Genomic DNA, 21,192 nt, shown 5'->3' with positions numbered 1-21,192 from the left:
AGAGTTCATCCCCTCGGGTCAGAAGACACGAGGGGATGACTTGTTTTTGGGTATAAGCAATATCTCCTGATAATCTTTTTATCGGCTTCATCCCATATACTCCTGACTCAATCTTCATTTTTCCGGTCTCAGAATCTTTACTTCCTTATTACATCGTCTGATTATCTATTTTTGTCGGGAAATTAAAAAAATAAGATATGAAGATAGGTGCATTATTAGTTACTCTCTTACTGCTATTTTCTTGCACAGATAAAGACAGTAAGCAAAGTCAGGACTTTATTGTCAGGACAACACAAGCTATTCCGGGCTTTGGACAGAACACAACGGAGTTTCCGTTCATTGCGCAACCTTTCCGTACATCGGAATTGTCGTTTCGCGTAGGAGGCCCCATCGATCGTTTTGAAGTATATGCCGGTAACTCTTACAAACAGGGGAGTATTATTGCTGAAATAGATCCGCGTGACTTTCATATTCGTAAAGAACGGGCCGAAGCGATCTATTGCCAGGCTAAAGCTGAGTTTGAACGAATAGAGAAGTTGTACGAGAAGAATAATGTTTCGGCCAGTACATACGAAAAGGCCAAGGCTGATTATACCACTGCTAAAGCAGCTTTTGATACCGCCTCTTACGAATTGGAGGATACTCGCTTGATAGCTCCATTTAATGGATATGTGGGAGAAGTGTATATAGAGAAGTTTCAGGATGTGAAGGCTACTCAGCCGGTCATTTCATTTATTGATATAGACCGGCTGAGAATGGAGATTTATGTTACTCAAGATATTGCATTTGCTTCACATCCCGGAGATACTGTTCAGATACGTTTTGATGCCCGGCCGGATAAGATTTATAAGGCAGGGATTATGGAAATATCGAAGGGGACAACCCGCAACAACCTTTCTTATTTACTAACGGCCATTTTACCAAATGAAAAAGGGGAATTACTGGCTGGTATGTCGGGTAAGGCAATATTTGATGTTTCCCGGGTAACAAATCCGGTTGGTGTTTCCATTCCGCAGACAGCTCTATGCCATCGTCCGTCGGAAGGTGATTATGTGTGGGTTGTAAACACTGACACTCATCAGGTGAACCGTAGACAGGTGAAAAAGGGAAATCTGCTTCCTAACGGTTATATTATCATAATCGAGGGATTACAGGATAACGAGACTGTGGCTACAAGCGGACTACGCTTTTTATCAGACGGCATGAAAGTAACAATCTCTTCTAAGGCGAATTCATTATGAAAATGGTAAAGTACTTTCTACAGAAAAGAGCTGTTACAATCTTATTGTTGGTGCTGATATTGGCAGGAGGCCTGTTTTCTTATTTTAAAATGGGAAAATTGGAGGATGCCCCTTTTACTATTAAGCAAGCATTGGTTCTGACTTCTTATCCCGGAGCTTCACCGTCAGAAGTACAGTCGCAGGTTACCGACATTTTGGAAGAAGCCATACAATCTTTGGGTGAGCTTTATTATCTGAAAACAGAAAATCGTGCCGGACTATCGAAGATTACAGTTTATGTGAAGAAAGAAATCCGTGCTGACGAGATGCAGCAGCTATGGGATAAGTTGCGCCGGAAAGTGAATGATGTGCAGGATAAATTGCCGGCCGGTGCGGGAACTTCTATCGTGAACGATGACTTTGGTGATGTGCTCGGCGTGTTTTATGGACTGACGGGGGATAGCCATACGTATAGAGAACTGGAAGACCAGGCTAAACTGATAAAGAATGAATTGCTAAAAGTCAAGGATGTGGCGAAGATTGAGATCTATGGTGTGCAAACACCGACGATTGATATTCTAATCAGTCCTGCTGTGATGGCACAAAGTGGAGTTACGACTTCCGACATTGCACGAGCTTTTGAGGCTCAGAATAAAGTTGTGGATGCCGGTGGTATGGATGCCGGTACCAATCGTATCCGTATTGAGTCTACCGGTAACTTTTATTCGCTGAATGATATCCGGAATCTTACTATTGTTTCACGTAACGGTGAGCATTTTCGTTTGGCTGATATTGCGAAGATCGAGGAGAGTTATCAGACTCCTCCTGCAAACCAAATGCGTATAAATGGTAGTCCGGCAATTGGAATTGCCATTTCTACTGTACCGACAGGAAATGTCGTGGATATGGCAGAGGCTGTTAAAGCACATATTGGTGAGTTGTCTCAAACCATGCCCGATGGTTATGAGTTGACCCCCATCTACGATCAAGGCTATGAATCGGCAGTGGCAAATCAAGGGTTTATCTTGAATCTGATTATTTCGGTTATTACTGTTGTTGCTATTCTGTTGTTCTTTATCGGATTCAGGAATGGGGTTCTGATAGGTAGCGGATTGGTTTTCTCTATCTTTGCCACCCTTATTGTTATGATGGCATGTGATATTGCTCTTCAGCGAATGTCGCTTGCCGCGATTATCATTGCTATGGGAATGCTGGTTGATAATGCCATCGTCGTATCCGATTCTGCACTGATTAACATGGAACGGGGAATGCGCAAGCGGGTTGCTATCATGCGTGCATGTTCGTCAACCGCTATGCCTTTATTGGCAGCGACAGTTATTGCTATCCTTACTTTCCTGCCGATTTACTATTCACCCCATATTACCGGAGAGCTATTATCATCATTGGTCGTGGTGATCGGCGTTTCGTTGATGTTCAGTTGGGTATTTGCCCTGACACAGACTCCTTTTTTCATTCAGGAGTTTGTACGACGTCCGCGTCCCGAAGAGTTGAAAGCATCCCTGTTTGACGGGAAGTATTATAATCTTTTCCGTAAAGCATTGCGTTGGGTACTTCGGCATCGCACGGTGACGGTTGCTTCGTTGATTGTTTTGTTGTTCTTTTCGGCCTGGAGTTTCAAGTATATTCCCAAGGTTTTTGTACCCGCTCTGGATAAGCAATACTTCACTGTCGATATGTGGTTGCCTGAAGGGACAGCGATTGAGGAGACTGACCGTATGGCGGGCGATATAGCCGATTATATTCGTGGGCATGAAGAAACGGAGATGGTTTCATCTTATATAGGTCGTACTCCGCCCCGTTATTATTTATCGAATATATCTTTTGGTCCACAATCCAACTATGCCCAATTGTTAGTGAAGTGTAAGAGCTCCAAAGAATCAAGGACGCTGAATGCTCTGTTGCAGGATTCTATCCGGCTGAAATACCCGGAACCTCTGATCAAGGTGAATAAGTTTGAATTAAGTCCACTAACGGAGGCCATGATAGAAGCTCGCTTTCTGGGGCCTGATCCTGCCGTTTTGGACTCGTTGACAGGCGTAGCGATAGAAATTATGCGTCGTAATCCTAAAGTGGCAGATGCACGCAATGAATGGGGAAATATGACGATGGTGATACGGCCGGTTTACGATCCGGTGAAGGCCGGTGTCCTTGGCATAACCAAAGCACAGATGATGGAGTCTGTAAAATCGATTAGCGACGGAACCAGAGTGGGAGTTTATCGCGACGGTGAAAAGAAAGTTCCTGTGTTATTGAAGTCAGAGGGAGTTGACATTACAGATGTCCGTTCTTTGGGTAATTTCTCGGTGTGGAACGGAGAACATTCGGCGCCTCTGTCGCAGGTGACGGAACGCATCGAGTCAGTATGGGAATGGCCGCAGATCCGTACTTACAACCGGCAGCTGTCTATGGCTGCTATGTGTGGAGTGAAACCTGGTCATACAATGGCCGAAGTGCATGGAGAAATTCGTGAAGAGATAGAAGCGATGGAGCTGCCCGAGGGTTATACTTTCTTTTGGGACTCACAGTACAAAGATCAGGGGGAAGCGATGCAGGCAATCGGTAAATTCTTTCCGTTGGCTTTTCTTGTGTTGGTAGTTATTCTGGTCGCTTTGTTCGGTAACTTCCGTGATCCGGTTATTATCCTGTGTGTACTCCCGTTATCCATCATTGGAGTAGCCATAGGTATGCTTCTGACTGGATTTGATTTCGGTTTCTTTCCGATTGCCGGATGGCTGGGATTATTGGGTATGGTTATCAAGAATGTGATTGTATTGCTTGATGAAATAGATGTGCAGCGCCGGGAGGGGGTTGTTCCTTATACGGCTGTGATTGAATCTACGGTTTCGAGAACTCGTCCGGTGTTAATGGCCGCCACGACAACAATTCTGGGTATGGTTCCCCTGTTGTTTGATATAGCATTTGGAGGAATGGCAGCTACTATCATTTTCGGGCTGACATTTGCCACATTGCTGACCCTTTTTGTGACTCCGGCACTTTATGCTATGTTTTATAAGATAAAAGAGAAATGACGATGAAGAAAATAAACAGATGGCTTATCCTTTTGTTGTGTGTTCCGACAGCTTCTTTTGCTCAGCAAAATAATCTGCTGCAGAAGTACAGGTCGATGGCTGTAGATTATAACCACGACCTGAAAGCTGCGGATAAGAATATCGCTGCAAGTATCGAATTGGAGAAAGCGGCACAGAAGGACCTAAGACCCAAATTGTCAGGGGATGCGAATTTTCAGTATACCGGTAATCCCCTTCAGTTGGATCTTGACTTACCCTCGATGCAAAATCCGATGACTTTTGAAGGGAGAAATATGAAGTACGGGGCTTCACTCTCTTTATTGCAACCTGTTTATACGGGTGGACGATTGTTGGAGAATATCCGGTTAGCTAAACATCAGCAAAGTCTGGCCACATATCAAGCCGATTATTTCCGTTCGGCTGTGTGTTATCAGACAGATATGCAATACTGGAATACTGTTGCGCGTTCGGAAATAGTCCGCATAACTACCGAATACCGTAATTCGGTCGCTACTCTCTCTCAGACCATTCGGGAACGGGTGGAAGCTGGATTGGTCGATCCTCAGGATTTGCTCATGGCGGAAGTGAAACTGAATGAAGCGGAGTATCAGCTGTTGCAGGCTAAGAGAAATCTTGAAACAGGGCGTATGGCACTAAACTCTCTGATTGGTGTAGAACTTCATGCCCCGACTGAAATAGAAGATACGATTTCTGCAGTTGTATTAGATGGGGAGTTATGGGAGACTGGTGGAACCGACCGTCCGGAGTTGAAAATGGCTTATGCTCGGATTAAAATGGCAGAAAGCTCAAAGAAATTGACAGATGCTAAATATAAGCCTCAATTTTATGTAGGTGTGGATGGAAGTTATTCTTCACCCGGTTATGATTTCCATTCTGATCTCGACCCTAATTATGCGGTTTACGCCAAGCTGTCCGTTCCATTATTCGAATGGGGGAAAAGACGTGATGAAAAGCGGGCTGCGTCTTTGAAAATAGGTATGGCAACCGACAACTTGAACCTGGTAACCGATCAGGTAAAACTGGAAGTTGAAACAGCCCGCGTTTCGCTTTCCCAAGCCTTAGAGCAGGTACGGCTTACCGAAAGCTCACTGGGCAAGGCTCTTGAAAACGAATGTATGGCATTGGAACGGTACACTGAAGGGAAGGCCTCTGTCATAGAAGTGATTGAGGCACAAACGTATCGGCAGGCCTCCCAAATCAACCATGTACAAGCGAAAGTCTCGGCACAAGGATCTTATTCCGAATTGATCAGAGCTTTGAATAAATATTAAATAGTTTATGATAATTACCCGAAATATGATAGCTTTGTTCGCATGAAATGGAATACCCTGTTATATGGTCTGCTATTCTCGGGATTAGGTATCTTTTCCTACCTCCTGCTTGTCAACTATACGGAGCTTACTCCTAAAGTAGCGGATGTTCTCTATTCAAAGGGAGCATTCGTCTTCTTTATTGCAGCTCTCAATGTGCTGGGATATTCTACACTTCGGATCAGTTCGTGGATAAACAATCAGTATGCACTCAATATCCGCCATCGTTGGAAAATAACAGCTACTTATCTCGTCGTAACCCTGTTGTTCCTTCTGCTGAACTATGGTCTGCTGATTACTGCCAAATTATTGGCAGGCCTGCCCAATCTGTTCACTTTCTCGAATGGCGGTTGGCGTATCCTGATTGTAGTCTGGTTGGTAGAACTTGTGATTGTAGGCTTACTATTGGCAAATCGTTCCATCCAGAACAACCTGAAACTGCAACAAGAAGCTGCAAAATTGCAAACGGAGAACGATACTGCCCGTTATGCGGCTTTGCAAAGTCAGTTGAATCCTCATTTCCTGTTCAACAGTCTCAATACATTGATTGCTGAGATAGAATACAATCCGGGCAATGCGGTACGTTTCACCAAGCATTTGTCCAGTGTATACCGTTATGTATTACAATGCCAGGATAAAACATTGGTTACGTTGGCAGAAGAATTGGAGTTTTTACAATCTTACTTGTTCCTGCACGAAGTCCGTTTAGGGGACTGTATTAGCTATAACTGTTGTATTCCTTCCGGATATACCGGTTGCATGCTGCCCCCGCTGACTTTGCAGTTGTTGGCAGAGAATGTTATTAATCACAATTCCATCACATTGAGTAAACCCATGAAAATAGAGATCTGCTTAGAGGAAGAGTATCTTGTGGTGAGTAATCCCATACAACCGAAGAAGAGCCATGAGTCTCCGGGCGTAGGGTTGAAAAATTTATCCAACCGTTGCCTGTTAATGCTTGGCAAAGAGATAATCATCCAAAGGGAAGAGAAAGTATTTACCGTAAAAGTTCCTTTACTGTATGAATAAGTTAAATGTAGTTATTATAGAAGATGAAATTCCGGCAGCACGTCTGCTGCATTCAATGGTGTCCGGACTTCGTCCACAATGGACTCTGACTATGATTCCGGGCAATGTAGACGAAGCTGTAGCTTGGTTTCATGAGCATCCCCATCCTGATCTTATCTTCCTCGACATACATCTGGCAGACGGGAATGCCTTTGATTTTCTTTCTGCGGTACATCCTTCCTCTGTCATTATCTTTACTACAGCGTATGACCAGTATGCCATCCGTGCATTTACGGTCAACAGTATTGACTACATACTTAAGCCGATAGACGAGAAGCGCTTGTCGGAAGCTATTGTGAAATATGAAAGCTTACTGAATAATGCAGTTCCCCGGCCGGAAGATTATCTGGGTGTCCTGCTTGAAACACTTCAACACAAAGAGAAACGTTACCGTACCCGTTTCCTTATTTCCGGGGTAGACCGTTTCTGGTCTTTACAAGTTGCGGATATTGCCTACTTTTATTCCGAGAATAAAGTGACGTTTGCTGTTACCCGGAAAGGTCAGGAACATATCATCGATCTGTCTTTGAATAAGCTGATGGAACAGTTGGATCCGGAACGTTTTTTCCGTGCCAACCGTCAGGTCCTTGTCAGTATCGATGCAATCGACCATGCCGAGCCTTTTTTTAACGGAAAAATAGTAGTAACCGTCCGTCCGCCTTATAAATCGAAAATTACGATCAGCGAAGAGAAGCTTTCTGCTTTCAAACTATGGCTGAATCATTGAGAAAATAATTGTTAAGGTATGTATAAAACGAAATCGACCATAGATTATATAATCTATAGTCGATTTCAGTGGGCCAACTAGGGCTTGAACCTAGGACCTCCAGATTATGAGTCTGTTGCTCTAACCAACTGAGCTATAAGCCCGATGTATCCTTTGTATCGGATGCGGGGACAAAATTAATGCTTTTGGGTGAATTATGCAAATATTTCAGCCAAAAACTGACTCTTTTACGTATGTCTCAAAACTTGTATGTCCGTTTGGGATTCTTAGGGAACCAACCTTTTTTCACTCGTTCTTCTTGTTCAAAGACTTCTTTGATAGTCCAGAAAGAAGAAAAAGCAAATACACCCAGAAGAGACGAAACAAGTATGTTGTCGGTGCTCAACGAGGCAGCTACTCCTGCGATACCCAATATCAGGAAGATCCACCAGCATTTCGTTCCCCAATAATATTCCGCTTTTACCACAACAGGGTGAAATAAGCCTATAATCAGAAACGTGCAGATCCCAATAAGTAACCCTGACAGGTGATATTCATTCAACCACTCCATCGGTTATTTATCTGCGTGGATAGGGATTTCTTTCTTGATGCTTTGCTCCAGCGAGATCAGGGTTTCGGTGGCAGTCACTCCCGGTATCTCCTGCATTTTGTTGTTTAGCAAGTCCATCAGGTGTTCGTTGTCGCGTGCATATACTTTGGTCAGCATGGTATATGGGCCGGTCGTGAAGTGACATTCTACGATTTCCGGAATATTCTGTAACTCGGCTACTACAGCTTTATACATAGAGCCTTTTTCCAGTTTGATACCAACATAAGTACAGGTACGATAGCCCAGAGATTTCGGGTTTACATGATAACCTGAGCCTACAATGACTCCCAGGTCAATCAGTCTCTGCACGCGTTGATGGATAGCCGCACGTGAAACGCCGCATTCTGCTGCCACATCTTTAAAAGGGATACGGGCGTTCTGAGAAATAATCTCCAGAATCTGCCTGTCAAGGTTGTCTATTTTTTCCATAATAATAAATGTAAATTCCAATTGTTATCAAATAGTAAGCAAATATAGAGATTTATTTTAATTTCTCTATATAAAAGTCAGAAAAAACAGAAAAATCGTATACTTTCTATTGTGATTATCCGGATGCAAAAAAAGAGATGCCGGATACAATTATCCGGCATCTCTCCTGTTTGTTTTTCAGCAAAGCCTGACAGCTTCTTATTTTTCTATACCCAGCAATTCGATTTCGAATACCAATGCTGAGAACGGTTTAATCTGTCCCATGTCTCTTGAGCCGTAAGCCAGTTCTTGTGGGATATAAAGTTCCCATTTAGAACCTACAGGCATCATTTTCAGAGCTTCTGTCCAACCTTTGATAACTCCGCCTACGTTAGTCACGAACGGTTCGTTACGTGTGTAAGTGCTTTCGAACTCTGTTCCGTCAATCAGTTTGCCTCTGTAGTTTACTTTCACTTTACATGTATCGTTAGGAATTTCACCCTTACCTTCAGTGATCACTTTGTACTGTAATCCGCTTGCAGTGGTTTTTACTCCTTCTTTTGTTTTGTTTTCAGCAAGGAATTTCTCACCTGCAGCTTTGTTATCGGCATATTTTTTCTCGGCAGCTTTTCCTTTGATGCTTTCCATCATCTTTTGAATCAGCACCTGAGCCTCTTCCGGAGTGATTTTCATATCTTTGTTAAGTACACCTGCGAACACACCTGCAAGGATATCGCTCTTGTTGACAGTCATAGTCGAGTCGTCAGCGAACAGCTGATGATTCATACCTTTGATAGCCTGAGGACCAGCCATCTGTGATCCGATCTGCAGACCGAGCAGATAAGCCTGGTCTTTTTTGCTTGTTTTATTGGCAGCATCGTTTACGCCTTTCAGGAAGTCTGCAATGTATGCTGTATCCATCTCCATGCGCTGTGACAGATAGTCTTTCAGACCGTTAGTCTGGCTGATGCCGATAGCGTATGACAGTGAATCTACATCGGTTTTGAGAGTGGCTTTAGGAGCCTGAGCCGTACATGAAGCTAAGCCTGTTGCTATGGCTACAGCAGCTAAAATACTTACTTTTTTCATTTTGCTTTACGATTTTATTTTTATAATACTTCGATTAATTCTACTTCGAATACGAGTGTGCTGTGAGGAGGGATCATTTCTCCTGCTCCCTGTGCGCCGTAAGCCAATTCAGAAGGGATATAAAGTTTCCATTTTGAACCTTCCGGCATCAACTGCAAAGCCTCTATCCATCCCGGAATTACCTGATTTACACCAAAAACGGCAGGTTGTCCGCGTTTGATAGAACTGTCGAACAAAGTTCCGTCAATCAGTGTACCTTCATAGTGGCATTTCACCTGATCGGTAGCCTGGGCTTTCTTTCCTTTACCTTCAGTGATTACTTCGTATTGTAGTCCACTGGGCAGGGTAACAATATTCGGTCTTTTTTTGTTTTCTTCCAGGAATGCTTTTCCTTGTTCGATGTTAGCTGCATTCATTTTGGTTTCCAGCTCTTCGAAATATTTATTCACGATTTCGCGGGCTTCCTGATGGCTGATGGCTGTCTGGTTTCCTTCGAGCACATCTTTTATAGCTTGAGCAAAGTCATCTACTGCGATGCCTTTAGCACCCATTCCTAATAAATTCTGGCCGATTCCGAGGCCAATTGCATAACTAAATTTATCCATATATTTTTTTGTTGGAGACCGAATGTTCTATTTCACTTTCAGTCAGTTGCAAATTAACAAGCGGCAAAAGTAAGTGTTTTATTTGAATGATTTTACTTTTTGGTTTTAAAATTTCTTATTATCGGCTAACTTCGTAACCGGGATGGAAGATGTTTCTTGAAAGGATTGTTTGTATTATCCAATGCGATCCGGGTCAGGCGGTCATGGGAAAGGCATTGGGAAAAAGTGGAATGTTTGGTGGTTTCTTCGTTTATTCGGAGATTTTAGTTAAATTTGTGAGGCTCCATCTTCTGGCTTTTCTCGAAAACGGGCAGAGGGGGCTTTTCTTTAAAATAATAGTTGGTATGAAGAATCTGGTTGTATTGTCAGGCGCCGGTATGAGCGCCGAAAGTGGTATCAGTACCTTTCGTGACGCAGGAGGGTTGTGGGATCGTTATCCGGTGGAGCAGGTAGCTACCCCCGAGGGGTATGCGCGTAATCCCGAATTGGTGGTCCGTTTCTATAATGAACGACGTAAGCAGTTGCTGGAAGTAGTACCCAATCGGGGGCACGAATTGCTGGCCGAACTCGAGAAAGATTTCCGTGTAACGATTGTAACGCAGAACATAGACAACCTACACGAACGGGCAGGCAGCAGCCACATCATCCATTTGCATGGTGAACTGACTAAGGTATGTTCAAGCCGGGATCCGAATAACCCCCACTACGTTAAAGAACTGAGGCCGGAGGAGTTTGAAGTAAAGATGGGTGATCTTGCCGGAGACGGTTCGCAGCTTCGTCCGTTTATAGTTTGGTTTGGTGAGTCGGTCCCGGAGATAGAGACAGCTATCAATTGGGTAGAAAAAGCCGATATCTTTGTGATTATCGGTACATCGATGAATGTATATCCTGCAGCGGGGTTGCTTAATTACGTACCTCGGAATGCAGAAGTATACCTTATCGATCCCAAACCGGTGGATGTGCATAGCTTCCGCCCGATACATGTCATTCAGAAAGGAGCGTCGGAAGGAGTGGCTGATTTGATGAAGAGACTTCTTACCACAAACCAGGCATGATATGCAAGGGTACTCAGTAAACCATAATATCGGGTCATGATGCGGAACCGTTCGAGAAGTGATTTCTTGCGGTTCTGCGTTGTCATCCCCTCTTCCAGATAATCAACCAGAGTGAGATGTGTGTTGTGTAAGGTGCGTGCCTTCTTCATGATACGTATGCACCAGTCAAAGTCTGCCGAGAAGCGATACTGTAAATCATATGGTTCGACGAGTGTGTGGCGGGCAAAGAAAGCCTGATGGCATACGAGCATTCCCTGTTTGAAACTTTTCCAGGACAGGGTCTCCGGTGCCGATAACCTGCGCATGCGGAGGAAGTGTCTTTCTGTGTCTACCAAGGCGGTTTGCCCATACAACACATCGGGCAGCTCATTGGCATTGATGGAGTGAACTATCTTTTGCAGTGTATCGTCTTCATGGAAACTGTCTCCGGCATTCAGAAAACAAAGATAGTCTCCCGTTGCCAGGGCAATCCCTTTGTTCATTGCGTCATAAAGTCCTTTGTCCGGTTCACTCACCACTTGGCTGATCCGGTCCCGGTATCGGTTTACAATCGCCATAGTGCCGTCTTTCGATGCACCGTCGATGATGATATATTCCACATGATGATAGGTCTGTGAAATCACGCTCTGTATGGTATCCTCCAATACCTTTTCGGCATTGTAAGTCACCGTGATGACCGAGAATCTGGGGCTGAGGTGGCTATGCATATCTTCCTGTAATTTTGTTGTAGACATCGATGTATCTCTTGGCGATGATACTTTCCGAATAGTTGGCAATCGCTTTCCGGTTAGCTTGTTCCGAGAGGGAGGGATAGTCCGGATCGGTCAGTGCCCAGTAAATACCGTTGGCAAAATCTTCGGATGATTTGTATTGTGCTACATATCCGTTATGCAGATGATCTATCATTTCCGGGATGCCGCCTACGTTAAAGCCAATGCAAGGTACACCGCATGCCATAGCTTCCATGATGGTATTAGGCAGATTCTCTTCCAGTGAGGGGGTGACAAAGAGGTCGACTGCATTGTAGACATCCACCAGCTCGTGTTCGTTGCTTACATAGTTAAGCGGGTATACTTTGAAGGGAAGAAGTGATTTCAGTTGTTCCGATTGCTTGCCAAAGACAACGACACCAAGCGATTCTTTCAATTCTGGATGCCTATCTGCCAGTAACTTGCACGATTCAATCAGATAATCGATGCCTTTCCGCTTATCGGTAATTTTTGCCGAACCGAAAAGGATCAGTTTACCATTTTGGGGTAGATGACATTTGCGGCGCGCTTCTTTTTTGTCTCTGGGTTTGAAAAGATTGGTATTTATGGGGTTAGGAATACTGATTACTGTCTCTCCTGCCAGCAAGGCACTCTTTTCGGCCTGTCCTTTCAGCCATTGGCTGCAAGTGATGAAAGTGATCGGGGCTTCTTTATAGAGTTGTTGCTTCTTATGAAAGATACGGTTTGACAAATCTTTCTTACTTCCTCCCCTGTATAGGTACGGGCAGTGATGGCATTCCTGATGATAGTTGGTACATTCGCGGGCGTGATGGCAAATGCCCGTGCAGGGCCACATGTCATGCATGGTCCATACGACCGGTTTACCGGATTTCAGTATCTTCCGGATATCGTTTAATGACAACATTCCCTGATTCACCCAATGCAGATGGATGACGTCTGCCTGCTGGAACTCGGGCAAGCCTGTAATATCCGTACCCGTATTGGCTATATCGACTGCGAAAAGATTATTTTTCTTGAAGCGGTTGGCTTTCCAGATGACGATACGTTCCCAAACGAACCTCCATACTTGCCACCAGTTGCGTTGCAGACCTACTACACTGATCTGGTCGGTTTGCTTGTCGCGTACCAGCATTTTGGCTTTGATACCGTTGTTTTTCAACGATTCCATCAGGCGGCTTGCCGCGACGGCTGCTCCACCCATACGTTCGGAAGTATTGATAATTAAAACTCTCATTCGATCGAAATGTTTTGGCAAAAGTAGTGGTTTTCGGTGAGAAACCGTACAAAGTCACATATTATTTGTACTTTTGCGGCACTTATAGATAAGGAGATATACGTATGAAAAAGGTTGTTTTTTTAGGATTAGGCTATATTGGACTTCCTACGGCTGCCGTGGCTGCCGGTCACGGTTATGAGGTTGTAGGTGTGGACGTTAATCCTTCGGTTGTAGAAACTATCAATCAGGGTAAGATACATATTGTGGAGCCGGAACTGGACCAAATTGTCAAAAAGGTAGTGCGGACAGGAAACCTTCGTGCGGTTTCAAAGCCCGAGCAGGCAGATGCCTTCTTTGTGGTAGTGCCTACTCCTTTCAAGCAAAACCACCGTGCAGACATCACCTATGTGGAATCGGCTACCCGTTCCGTAATTCCTTATCTGCGGGAAGGCAATTTGTTCGTGATAGAATCCACCTCACCGGTATTTACTACCGAACGCATGGCCGAAGTCATTTATAAGGAGCGTCCCGAACTCAAAGATAAGATATACATAGCTTATTGTCCCGAACGTGTGTTGCCCGGCAATACACTTTATGAACTGGTTCATAACGACCGGGTTATCGGTGGTATCAATCCCGAATCGACAGCAAAGGCCATTGAGTTTTATTCTGCCTTTGTACAGGGTAAACTGCATCCTACCAATGCCCGGACAGCAGAAATGTGTAAACTCACCGAGAATTCCTCGCGCGACTCACAGATTGCTTTTGCCAACGAATTGTCTATGATTTGCGACAAGGCAGGTATCAACGTATGGGAACTGATTGATTTAGCGAATAAGCATCCGCGTGTAAATATCCTCCAACCCGGTTGCGGAGTTGGCGGGCATTGTATAGCGGTTGACCCCTGGTTTATTGTTTCGGACTATCCCGAACAGGCACAGATCATCAAACGCGCCCGTGAAACGAATGATTATAAAGCCGATTGGTGTGCCAACAAAGTAATGGAAGCCTGCCAGCAGTTTGTGGAGAAGAATGACCGGGAACCGGTAGTAGCCTGCATGGGGCTTGCCTTCAAACCCAATATCGATGATTTGCGTGAGTCCCCTGCCAAATATATCGCTTCCCGTATCGTATCCGAGTCGCGTGCTGAAGTATTGATTGTTGAACCTAATGTCGCTTCACACGCCAGCTTTCATTTGACAGATTATCGGGAGGCTTACAAAAAAGCCGATATTGTTGTATGGCTCGTGCGCCACACTCCGTTTGTAGAATTACCCCGCGAAGAGGGAAAACTGGAACTGGATTTTTGCGGAGTCAGAAAATAGAAATTGTCTAATCTCAATCGTAATCGTTCAATGAAAAAGATATTACTTGTTTTCGGTACTCGTCCCGAAGCCATTAAAATGGCTCCGTTGGTAAAGGCTTTGCAAAAAGATACGGAACACTTTGATACGAAAGTGTGTGTGACGGCGCAACATCGCCAAATGTTAGACCAGGTGCTCGAGGTATTCGACATCATTCCTGATTACGATTTGAACATCATGGCACCCAATCAGGATTTATATGATATTACGACTAAAGTGTTGTTGGGGTTGCGTGATGTACTGAAAGACTTCTGTCCCGACACGGTATTGGTGCATGGAGATACCACAACATCCATGGCTGCTTCGTTGGCTGCGTTCTATCAACAGATTGCCGTGGGACATGTTGAAGCCGGTTTGCGTACCTACGATATGCTCTCTCCCTGGCCGGAGGAGATGAACCGTCAGGTGACGGATCGTATTTGCACTTACTATTTCGCTCCTACCGGGAAGTCGAAACAGAATTTGTTGCAGGAAAATATTGATGAAAAAAAGATCTTTGTTACGGGCAATACGGTGATCGATGCTTTGCTGATGGCGGTCGATATCATTTCGGAGAAACCGGGAGTCAAAGAAAGACTGCATGAAGAACTTCGCGACAAAGGTTACGAAGTAGGTAGACGCGAATATATTCTGGTTACCGGGCACCGCCGCGAGAACTTCGGAGAGGGATTCTTGCATATCTGTAAAGCAATTAAAGAACTGGCTGCACTGCATCCCGATATGGATATTGTATATCCGGTACACCTGAATCCGAATGTTCAAAAACCTGTATACGAGCTTCTGTCCGGGGTGGATAATGTGTATCTTATTTCACCGCTCGATTATCTGCCGTTTATTTTCGCAATGCAACATTCTACTTTGTTGCTGACTGACAGTGGCGGGGTACAGGAAGAAGCTCCTTCGCTCGGCAAGCCGGTGTTGGTAATGCGGAATACTACCGAACGGCCGGAAGCAGTAGAAGCCGGGACGGTGAAACTGGTGGGAACGAATGCTGAGGCCATTGTCGGTAATGTGACCGAATTGCTTCACAATAAAGAATTATACAGGCGTATGTCCGAAACACATAACCCTTATGGTGACGGGCATGCGTGCGAACGTATCATAGCGGCACTGATCCGTTAGATTCTTTTGCCGGAGTGAGATGGGGAGCTATTCCCCTTTCAGTTCGGTACTGTTATCCTTATAAGCGGCAAACCCTTTGATTCTGACCCGTTCTTTCTTTTCCATATCGGGCATTCCGTTGCCCAATTGTTTCAGGTTTTCCTTAATGGTATTGTGAGTTGTGAAGAAACTGTCCAGCAAATCGGTGAAACTTTTCTCCGGTTCCTCTTCTTCCGGTGCAAAAAGCATGTGGCATTTGCTGTGGATACCCAGTGTTTTCTCATCTTCGTCCAGTGCATAGACAGTGGTCACTAATGAATTCATATTGACCGCATTGATAATCTCTTTGAGATAAGGCAACGCTTGATTATCGATGCTGATAGAGGCCCACCAGGGGTTCCATACAATGATCAGCCGAAGTCCGTCCTCGGCTGCAACAAGAAAGTCGTCTCCCTGATACTTAAAGCTGATGTGGTTTTCTTCGTTCACTTCCGGCTGGCAACCAAGCTGTTGAAGGATACTCATAACCAGTGCGGAGGTGGCCATTTCCTCTGTTTCCTCTTCTGTTTCGGAAGAGGCTGTGTCCCCCGAGGGTTTTGCAAGCTTGTTCCTCTCGTGCAGGATACGTGATATAAGGAATACAATCGGCCATAGAGCCAATGCGATGACTGCGATAAGGATGGTAAGATCGGTCATAGTAGTAGAGCTATTAAATGATTATTGTCTGCCTAAAGATAATCATTCTTTTTTATCGTACTCCATTTTTACTGCATAAAAGTTCGGAAAGCTTGCAAATAACGTTCGCTTACCGTTTCAATGTTGATTTTCTCGCGGATGATTCGTTCCGATTCACGTCCCATCTCGGCACAACGTCCGGGAGAGGCGAACAGTTCGTTAAGTTTGTCGCTCAGACTGCCGGCATCACCTTCCCTGAAGAAGAGTCCGTTCACTCCGTCCGTTACCAGATCACGTTCAGTGCTGTCGCATACCGAGCAGACTACAGGTAATCCGTAAGTCATGGCATCATTGATGGATAGACCTCCCATGCCTGCCAGTACATAGACTGTTGATTCGTTCATATAAGCTCCCAATTCTTTGGGGTTATATACTGCACCGATGAAACGAATCCGATCCGTCAGGTTCCGTTCGGCTGCTTGCTTCTTTAAGTTATCCAGTTCCGGTCCGTCACCTACTATGACCAGTTCTGCGTCCGGATGATTAGCGATAACCTTGGGAAATGCGTCGATCAGCAGATCTACTCTTTTCCATTTCACCAACCGGCCGATGTGCAAGGCACGTTTGGCGGAGTGGGGAAGAAGCGGAGCCGAGGCGAGAACAGCTTCTTTTTCCTTCAGCAACGATTCTGTGTCTGTAGAGTTGTAAGTAACATGTATCTGTTCCCGCTTCACACCATACGAAGGGAGGATATCGTATGCGGCCGTTGAGTAATTCAGTGTTCCAGTGGCACGTGCGTAGCAATATTTGCGTATTTTGGCCGTGAGCCATTGTTTAAGGTAAAAGCCGGTTCCGGTACTCACCAGCCTCATATTTTCGTCGTACATCGGGTTTTTCCGGAAATACTCTTTAATTTTTCCATAGGGAGGGGTTTGGAAAGGAATCTCGCGAATCACCAACCGTGTCCGGCACTCCTTCATAGCTTTTCTCAATCCGGGTTGGAAGAATACTTGCAGGAAGTAGGGCCATCCCATTACTAAAATGTCCGGTCGTTCTTCACGCACTATTTCCGGTAAGGCAGGGTAAGCGCTTTTTCCGTAAAATGCTTTCTTTTCGGTACTGGTGAGATGCCTGTATGTACCTCCTTCTACCATTTTTACCCCTTTGCCGATGGTGGCATTTCCTTTTTGTGGAGTAACGACTGTGACTTCCACTCCCTTTTCGTGGAGCTTGTTGAGCATGGCGTTCAGGTAATGGGGCATTCCGCCGAATGTATAGAGAACTTTCATAACTATATTATTTTCAGAAGTAAATTTTGGAATTCTTTGCCGAATTCGTTCCAACTGTGTGTGTCGAGGAAGCGATTGTAATCGGCTATGTTTACCGCCTTGTTTGCTTTGTTGACAAGGTCCGGTATGTCTTCAAACGTATGAAAAGTATATACGTTCAGTAAAGGATCGGCTGCATAGTCCTTGAAAGAGCCTACATCCGGCCCGATTACTTGAGCTCCGAATGAAAGAGAATCCATCAGTATTCCCGAACTCAGGATTGATTCGGCAGCATAGGGTATCAGTACGAAGTGTGATTTGCGTATCTCTTGTTTTAATTCGTCAAAAGGGATACTCCGGTCCTCAATACTGATCCTGTCGTTACCTTCTGTCCGCAACTCTTTCAGCAGTTCCGTAGAGCTGCATTTGCCGATAATTTTAGTCTTGAGCTTTAGTGAATGTCGCGTGGCGAAGCGCACGAATTCCGGCACTCCTTTGTATCGGGAGATATTACCCCAGATCAACAGGTCGGTTTCTGCCGGTTGAGGCATATATTCTTCTATCCGGTTCTTTGTGGGGTGATGTAAGAATATCGTTCTGGGAACAGCTTTCGGGTATTGATCCTGAACAACTTTTATACCTTCTGTGGCGTGGGTCACTATCAAATCCGCTTTGCGGAGAAGGAGGCCTATCAATAGCTTTTTCGACCATCGGTGCTTCATTATGTGAGGCTGTTTGTTGTGCAGGAACCATATCACTTTTTTGTTGTGCAGTTTGATTTTGAAAAGGAGCCAGATCGCAGCGAGGGTTTGTAATACTCCATATTTATAATCCGGCACATTCTCCAGCCAGTGAAAAATATAAGCGTCACTGTCCGTTTTCTGCGGGATAAGGCTGAACAGTGGATTCTTATGCGGAGGATTGGCTATTATCATTCCGTTTTGTTCCAATGTTTGGATAAAGTCGCTGATATACGGGTTAACCCGTATATCGCCCTTACTGGTAGAATGAGGATAGATCGTTACTTTCATGGTGCTCTTCTGTTAAATTAATCCGTGTCTGCGGAAAGTGTCCATCCATAGCGGGCCTACATGTTCGATGTCGTACCTGCTTTTACGGGTTTGTGCTTTATGGGCTATCCGGCAGCGAAGTGTGTCATCTCCGGCTAAACGAAGAATAGTTGCCGCATATTGCTCATAATTGTTGTCGGGGATAATAAATCCGTCTACCCCGTCATCTATCATATCGTAGATTGCATTGAAAGAGTCGAATCCGATGGGAATTACCCCTAATGACATCGCTTCCGTAAATACGGTGGGCAATCCTTCTATGACAGAAGTCAGACAGATGATCCGTGCACGGTCGATATAGGGAATAGACATTTGATGACCTGTCAGTCGGACACGTTTCAATTCTTTTTCCCTGATGATCTGCCGGCATGTGTCGAATCGCGGTCCGTCTCCTACGAGTGTAAGTTTCCAGTCCGGCAGTTTATCCTGAATCATTTCCCATATTTTCAATAATCTGGGTAATGCCTTTTCGGTTGCCATTCTGCCCACAAAGATAATTTCTTTATCCTTCTGTTCTATTGGGATGACGCTATGTACAGGTTGTATAGCATTGGGAATGGCAGATAGCCTCCGGGCATCTTTTTTACCGATAAGTTTTCTGAACTCGGGGATATAGGCAGGCGAAAGCAGCACTACTTCATCAAGCGTGTCGTAGGCTGAACGGTTCTGGTGGCTGACCACTCTTTTTAACAAGTTGATATAAAGTTGTGGCAACATCCATTGAAAGAATTGTTTTGCCCCGCGTACATCCTTAAAACGGAGTGTAGACAATTCGTATTGTTTCAACTGCGTTGTGTGGCTGGGGCAGTTGTGAATCATCGTGAATATTTTTATACCGGGATTTCTTTTCCTGATTTCAAGGTAATATCTGCGTGTGTCTCCGGTGATGACATGTGAGTAGTCAAGAATTACATTTATTTTCTTATCGACAATAAATTCACAGATTGCCTCGATGTTCCGGGGAGTGTAGAACTGAGGATAATGATCGGGCAGCAAGAGCCCGTTCTCAAATTCACTGTCAGCCAGTTCCAGGTACGAAAAGTAAAGTTTGCTATCTACCCCGTGTGCAGTCAGCCATTCGGTCAGTTGCGCATAGAACCAATAAAAACTATTGGCACGGTGAGGAAATGCTTTGGTTTGTTGAATCAGGATATTCATAGCTTATTTCTGGAGTTTTTTCCGGATAAACTGTACACTTTCAAAGAAAATCACCGATTTGCCGATCCACATGATGAATACATAAAGGCTCACGGCTATTGTTATCTTGAGTATCAGCAACACATAAAGGTTGTGGAAGCCGAGTGTTAAGAAATGGCTGGCGCCTATGACTGCTATGGAAATCAGTAGGTACGGGGTGATATCTTTCAGGGCCTCCCACAGGGTAATGTGTATCTGCTTGTTTACGAAGTAATGCCATATCAACAGCCAGCCGATGTTGATAACCGTATAAATCGCGACCATGACGAGTATGCCTTGTGAGATCGTACAAAGAAGTATTGTGAGTTGAACCAGGCTCTGTGCAATGGTATTCCACATAAACAGATTCGATTTTCCTTTACTGATCAGCAGATTGGAGTACATATAAGTAATGGGGACAAATGCTCCCCAGATGCAAAGAATCTGCATGATGGGTACACATGCCTGCCATTTGGCGGTGACGGCAATTACGATGAACTCGTTGGCTATCAATGCCAGTCCGAACATGGAGGGAAACGATACGAAGGCTGTAAAACGCAGCATCTTCCGAAATATATTTTTCTGTCGCATGGCGTCGGAAGAGGTTTCGACCAGGACAGGCTGAGACACCCCGTTGATCATGTTGCTGATCAGTGAGAATCCCATATTGGTCCATTTGTTGGCTTGGGTATAATATCCTACATCCTGACTGGTATAAAAACGTCCCAGAAGAACAGAGAATATATTATCATTGATGTAATGGAATACATTGGTGATAAGTAGCTTACTACTGAATGGAAGCATCTCTCTGATGGGTTTGAAATTAAATGAAAAAGTGGGACGCCATTGAGAGAAGTGCCACAGTAACGCATTGGCGATGGAAATATAAGTGATCTGCTGTACGGCCAGGCCCCAGAAAGCCATTCCGTTGTATGCCATTACGATTCCTATGGTCCCCGAGCAAAGTAGTGCGATAATCGTAGCTTTCGCTTTCTCTTTTACCATTAGTTTTTTAAACAACACCGCATTGTGGGCGGTCCCGCAACTGGAGATCAGAAATCCTAAGAAGAGGAAACGGGATAAGGGAACGAGCTGCGGAGTCTTATAAAAATCCGCTATAAGAGGGGCACAGAAAAAGAGTAGCAGATAAAGCGATGCCCCCATCAGAAAACTGAACCAGAACACCGCATTGTAATCTTCATGACGGAACACTTGCTTATTGGCGAGAGCGGCAGTAAAACCACTTTCCTGTATGGAATTGGCTATAGCGGTAAATATGGCCAGCATGCCTATCATGCCGTAGTCCGTTGCATCCAGCATACGAAGGAGGATGATTCCGAACAGAAGGTTCAGTAATTGCTGGATGCCATTGCTGAATCCTCCCCAGAATAATCCTTTGGCTGTTTTCTCTTTTAGCGATTGCTCTGTCATATTAAAGCAGATTCCTCC

General features: G+C 44.7%; 19 protein-coding genes and 1 tRNA gene. 8 read left to right on the top strand and 12 right to left on the bottom strand.

Going from position 1 to position 21,192, the window contains the following annotated elements; genetic code table 11:
- Window positions 1–197: 197 nt before the first annotated feature.
- From ISX59_RS18290 to ISX59_RS18270, 5 genes are read left to right on the top strand one after another with little or no spacing between them, the layout of a single operon-like run.
- Window positions 198–1,241: an efflux RND transporter periplasmic adaptor subunit gene (locus tag ISX59_RS18290; RefSeq protein ID WP_005811836.1), complete on the top strand. Its 1,044-nt coding sequence runs from the start codon at window positions 198–200 to the stop codon at window positions 1,239–1,241.
- Complete coding sequence (locus ISX59_RS18285; RefSeq protein WP_005811835.1) at window positions 1,238–4,270, top strand: efflux RND transporter permease subunit; 3,033 nt, start codon at window positions 1,238–1,240, stop codon at window positions 4,268–4,270. The genes ISX59_RS18290 and ISX59_RS18285 overlap by 4 nt, the downstream gene beginning before the upstream one ends.
- 2 nt (window positions 4,271–4,272) lie before the next feature.
- Entirely contained in the window at window positions 4,273–5,562 is a 1,290-nt protein-coding gene (locus tag ISX59_RS18280) for a TolC family protein (protein WP_032539106.1), read from the top strand.
- Window positions 5,563–5,604: 42 nt separating this feature from the next.
- Window positions 5,605–6,630, top strand: a complete 1,026-nt coding sequence (locus ISX59_RS18275; protein ID WP_005781652.1) for a sensor histidine kinase — start codon at window positions 5,605–5,607, stop codon at window positions 6,628–6,630.
- Window positions 6,623–7,396, top strand: a complete 774-nt coding sequence (locus ISX59_RS18270; RefSeq protein WP_005822438.1) for a LytTR family DNA-binding domain-containing protein — start codon at window positions 6,623–6,625, stop codon at window positions 7,394–7,396. The genes ISX59_RS18275 and ISX59_RS18270 overlap by 8 nt, the downstream gene beginning before the upstream one ends.
- 69 nt (window positions 7,397–7,465) lie before the next feature.
- Here ISX59_RS18270 and ISX59_RS18265 read toward each other — a convergent pair.
- The 5 genes from ISX59_RS18265 to ISX59_RS18245 all read right to left on the bottom strand — a co-directional run bounded on the left by ISX59_RS18265 (window position 7,466) and on the right by ISX59_RS18245 (window position 10,087).
- A tRNA-Ile gene (locus ISX59_RS18265) sits at window positions 7,466–7,539 on the bottom strand.
- Window positions 7,540–7,634: 95 nt separating this feature from the next.
- The gene (locus ISX59_RS18260; protein ID WP_005791909.1) at window positions 7,635–7,946 is read right to left on the bottom strand and encodes a DUF4491 family protein; all 312 of its coding nucleotides are present in this window, start codon (window positions 7,944–7,946) and stop codon (window positions 7,635–7,637) included.
- A gap of 3 nt (window positions 7,947–7,949) precedes the next feature.
- A complete protein-coding gene (locus tag ISX59_RS18255; protein ID WP_032529828.1) occupies window positions 7,950–8,414 on the bottom strand; it encodes an Lrp/AsnC family transcriptional regulator in 465 nt (154 codons plus the stop codon).
- 198 nt (window positions 8,415–8,612) lie between these two features.
- Window positions 8,613–9,482 (bottom strand): FKBP-type peptidyl-prolyl cis-trans isomerase, encoded by an 870-nt coding sequence (locus tag ISX59_RS18250; RefSeq protein ID WP_005781660.1) that lies wholly within the window; start codon window positions 9,480–9,482, stop codon window positions 8,613–8,615.
- A 20-nt stretch (window positions 9,483–9,502) separates the two neighbouring features.
- Entirely contained in the window at window positions 9,503–10,087 is a 585-nt protein-coding gene (locus ISX59_RS18245) for an FKBP-type peptidyl-prolyl cis-trans isomerase (RefSeq protein ID WP_032539107.1), read from the bottom strand.
- Between the two features lie 344 nt (window positions 10,088–10,431).
- Here ISX59_RS18245 and ISX59_RS18240 point away from each other — a divergent pair, with 344 nt between their 5' ends.
- On the top strand, window positions 10,432–11,142 hold the full coding sequence (locus tag ISX59_RS18240; protein WP_186993520.1) for an NAD-dependent deacylase: 711 nt from the start codon (window positions 10,432–10,434) through the stop codon (window positions 11,140–11,142).
- Here ISX59_RS18240 and ISX59_RS18235 read toward each other — a convergent pair.
- Window positions 11,076–11,849, bottom strand: coding sequence for a glycosyltransferase family 2 protein (locus tag ISX59_RS18235; protein ID WP_032539108.1), 774 nt, complete (start codon window positions 11,847–11,849; stop codon window positions 11,076–11,078). The two genes, ISX59_RS18240 and ISX59_RS18235, sit on opposite strands and share 67 nt — an antisense overlap.
- Window positions 11,842–13,107 (bottom strand): glycosyltransferase family 4 protein, encoded by a 1,266-nt coding sequence (locus ISX59_RS18230; RefSeq protein WP_032539109.1) that lies wholly within the window; start codon window positions 13,105–13,107, stop codon window positions 11,842–11,844. The genes ISX59_RS18235 and ISX59_RS18230 overlap by 8 nt, the downstream gene beginning before the upstream one ends.
- A 104-nt stretch (window positions 13,108–13,211) precedes the next feature.
- On the opposite strand from ISX59_RS18230, the gene wecC reads away from it, so the two are divergent.
- Window positions 13,212–14,414 (top strand): UDP-N-acetyl-D-mannosamine dehydrogenase, encoded by a 1,203-nt coding sequence (gene wecC, locus ISX59_RS18225; RefSeq protein WP_005781671.1) that lies wholly within the window; start codon window positions 13,212–13,214, stop codon window positions 14,412–14,414.
- A 30-nt stretch (window positions 14,415–14,444) separates the two neighbouring features.
- On the top strand, window positions 14,445–15,575 hold the full coding sequence (gene wecB, locus ISX59_RS18220) for a non-hydrolyzing UDP-N-acetylglucosamine 2-epimerase (protein ID WP_005811822.1): 1,131 nt from the start codon (window positions 14,445–14,447) through the stop codon (window positions 15,573–15,575).
- Window positions 15,576–15,602: 27 nt separating this feature from the next.
- Here the strand turns inward: wecB and ISX59_RS18215 are convergent, their stop codons facing one another.
- The 5 genes from ISX59_RS18215 to ISX59_RS18195 form a co-directional block, all read right to left on the bottom strand.
- Window positions 15,603–16,250 carry a hypothetical protein gene (locus ISX59_RS18215; protein ID WP_032539110.1) on the bottom strand — a complete coding sequence of 216 codons (648 nt, stop codon included), beginning with the start codon at window positions 16,248–16,250 and terminating at the stop codon, window positions 15,603–15,605.
- Window positions 16,251–16,318: 68 nt separating this feature from the next.
- A complete protein-coding gene (locus ISX59_RS18210) occupies window positions 16,319–17,518 on the bottom strand; it encodes a glycosyltransferase family 4 protein (RefSeq protein ID WP_032539111.1) in 1,200 nt (399 codons plus the stop codon).
- Between the two features lie 2 nt (window positions 17,519–17,520).
- Window positions 17,521–18,528 (bottom strand): glycosyltransferase family 1 protein, encoded by a 1,008-nt coding sequence (locus ISX59_RS18205; RefSeq protein ID WP_220576134.1) that lies wholly within the window; start codon window positions 18,526–18,528, stop codon window positions 17,521–17,523.
- Window positions 18,529–18,540: 12 nt separating this feature from the next.
- Window positions 18,541–19,725 (bottom strand): glycosyltransferase, encoded by a 1,185-nt coding sequence (locus ISX59_RS18200; RefSeq protein WP_022012087.1) that lies wholly within the window; start codon window positions 19,723–19,725, stop codon window positions 18,541–18,543.
- A gap of 3 nt (window positions 19,726–19,728) precedes the next feature.
- Complete coding sequence (locus ISX59_RS18195; RefSeq protein ID WP_005781688.1) at window positions 19,729–21,174, bottom strand: lipopolysaccharide biosynthesis protein; 1,446 nt, start codon at window positions 21,172–21,174, stop codon at window positions 19,729–19,731.
- Window positions 21,175–21,192: the final 18 nt, after the last annotated feature.

It is taken from the genome of Bacteroides sp. FSHCM14E1 (assembly GCF_019633785.1).
In the GTDB taxonomy this organism is placed as follows: domain Bacteria; phylum Bacteroidota; class Bacteroidia; order Bacteroidales; family Bacteroidaceae; genus Bacteroides; species Bacteroides hominis.
Note: the sequence above shows the minus strand (reverse complement) of the source record. Positions and strands in the feature narration are given on the sequence as shown.